4 protein-coding genes are annotated in these 2,316 nt (G+C 56.4%); all 4 read right to left on the bottom strand.

Annotated features, from left to right (window positions below; genetic code table 11):
- Nucleotides 1-315, bottom strand: a 315-nt coding sequence (locus RTK01_RS16615) for a response regulator (RefSeq protein ID WP_312282033.1), incomplete at its 3' end; no start/stop codon positions are given.
- A gap of 43 nt (nt 316-358) precedes the next feature.
- Nucleotides 359-1,204: a protein-glutamate O-methyltransferase CheR gene (locus RTK01_RS16610; RefSeq protein WP_312282032.1), complete on the bottom strand. Its 846-nt coding sequence runs from the start codon at nt 1,202-1,204 to the stop codon at nt 359-361.
- 2 nt (nt 1,205-1,206) lie between these two features.
- Entirely contained in the window at nt 1,207-1,674 is a 468-nt protein-coding gene (locus tag RTK01_RS16605) for a chemotaxis protein CheW (protein WP_293008109.1), read from the bottom strand.
- Nucleotides 1,675-1,711: 37 nt separating this feature from the next.
- The coding region (locus tag RTK01_RS16600; RefSeq protein ID WP_312282031.1) for a chemotaxis protein CheW at nt 1,712-2,316 on the bottom strand (605 nt) is incomplete at its 5' end.

The raw sequence follows: 2,316 nt of genomic DNA, 5'->3' as shown, positions 1-2,316 counted from the left end.
GACAAAATCCACCGCCCCGGCATCCAGCGCGTCAAACACCCGCAGATTCAGAGACGACACCAGAATCACCGGCACCCGATAAGCCGGAAGCAGCTTGCGAATCAGCTCGATACCGCCCATTCCCGGCATTTCCACGTCCATGGTAATCACGTCCGGGTGAAGCTCTCCCACCTTTTGCAGTGCGTCCGCCGCGTCCACGGCAAAGCCCGCGATCTGAATATTCGGCTTTGTGGAAAGCCCACTGATGAGATAGCTCCGCGCCACGGCGGAATCGTCCACCACCATCACACGAATTACGTTTCCCGACATTGCCATAGTGTCTCTCCTTTTCCGCGTCAGGTTTTATCCTTTGAATTCCCTAGCGCTTCTGGAAAGTGGCCGGTGCCAGATAGCGATATCCGGGATTGCGGCCCATCGTCTCCGAATGGCCGATTAAAAGGTATCCTCCGGGCTCCGTCGCCTCGCAAAAGCGGGCAAGCAGTTCGTCCTTTGTTTGCTGATTAAAATAAATCATCACGTTGCGGCAGAAAATCACATCAAATTTCAGCCGGAAACGAATGGGGTCCATCAGGTTGAAGGTACGGAAAATCACATTGTCCCGAATGACGGGGGCCACCTGATACTGCTCTTCCTCCGCAGCGGGAACAAAAAATTTGGATTTCCATGCCCCGGGAATAGTATCCGGCAGGGCATAAACCCCCTTTTGCGCCTTGTCCAGCGCCTGCTGGGAGATATCGGTGGCCAGCACCCGGGTATCCCAGTGGGCGGCCTCCGGTCCCAAAAAGTCCTTTACGTACATGGAAATGGTATAAGGCTCCTCGCCGGAGGCGCAGCCCGCGCTCCATATGGAGAGCATCCGCTGGCCCTGACGGCGCTTCACCACATCGGGCAAAATGGTGTTGCGAAAAAAGTTAAAATGCTCCTGCTCGCGCATGAAAAACGTGTAGTTGGTGGTAAGCTTGTTGATGACAAGCTCAATATCGCCGGGGTCCTGCTTTTCAAGCACCTGATCGATAAACGGGCCGAAGCCGGAATACCCCTTCGCCTTTACCGTGTAGGAAAGCCGCCCGGAAATCAGCTGCCGCTTTTTGCTCAGGTCGATTCCGTAGTGCTGCTGAATGAAATTCACCAGCCGCCGGAAGTCCCCGTCGCTGATTTCCATGGGAGCAAAGGAGGATACCGTGTTCTTCTGCTCTTCCCCCATATTCAGTGCTCCAGCAGTGCCGCCGCGTCCAGCTCCAGCATGGTCCCGCCGTCAGGCAGGGAGCTCATGCCGCACATCAGCTTCTGCCCGTTGGTGGAGGGCATGGGCAGCAGCGAACTGCGGGGCAGCTTCACCATCTGGTCCACCCGGTCCACCAAAACGCCCAACTGCATTCCGTTGATATTCAGCACAATCACGGACTGCTCGTCGGCGGCGGGCTTGCCCAGCCGCAGACGGATGCTGATGACGGGAACCACTTCGCCCCGCAGGTTGATGATGCCGCACACATAGTTCGGCAGCATGGGCAGCGGCGTGATGCTCTGATTGATCAGGGCCTCCACCACGCAGTCCACCCGGATACCCACCCGCAGCAAATCGCACTGAAACACCAGAAACTGATCCATTTCCTCTGTCAGAGCCGCCCGGGCGGAGGTTCCGTCCTCCATGAAACTCATCACTTGGTTATTCATATTTTCATAACCCTCTCTTTCTGCATCGACGCCGCGCTCACTGGATGGCCGAGTAGAGGTTGGCCACGTCCAGAATTACGCTGATATTTCCGTCGCCCAGAATTGTGCAGCCGGTGATGCCGTGTTGCTTAACATTAAAGGTGTTGATATAATTGGGCAGCGGCTTCACCACCACCTGCTGCTCACCCATCAGCTCGTCCACAAACAGGCAGTAGGTGCACTCGCCGGACTCCACCCACATCAAAATGCCGTCTTCGATTTCGTCGCAGCCTGTGCTCAGGCCGTATGCGTCCTTCACCCGGATGACGGAATAGAAGTTGTTCATCACTTTCACCATCTCGCCGTGGGCCGCGTCGTGGATGATATCCGCGCCGCTCATCTTGAAGGACTGGCGGATGTTGTTGATGGGAATGGTGAAAATAGAGGAGCCCACGGAAACCTCCATCCCGTCCAGAATGGCCATGGTCAGGGGGATTTTCAGCGTGGCGGTCATACCCTTGCCGGGCTCGCTGGTCAGCACCACGGCGCCGCCCACCTCCTCCACGTTTTTCTTCACCACGTCCATCCCCACGCCTCGTCCGGAAAACTCCGTTACCTCCGTGTTGGTGGAAAAGCCGGGCATCAGAAGGAAGTTAATAATCT

This window comes from Oscillibacter sp., assembly GCF_031978065.1.
Taxonomy (GTDB): Bacteria; Bacillota; Clostridia; order Oscillospirales; family Oscillospiraceae; genus Oscillibacter.
Note: the sequence above shows the minus strand (reverse complement) of the source record. Positions and strands in the feature narration are given on the sequence as shown.

Coding starts and splice junctions, on each gene's coding strand:
- RTK01_RS16610 (WP_312282032.1), bottom strand. CDS start 1,204: ATGGGGGAAGAGCAGAAGAACACGGTATCCTCCTTTGCTCCCATGGAA.
- RTK01_RS16605 (WP_293008109.1), bottom strand. CDS start 1,674: ATGAATAACCAAGTGATGAGTTTCATGGAGGACGGAACCTCCGCCCGG.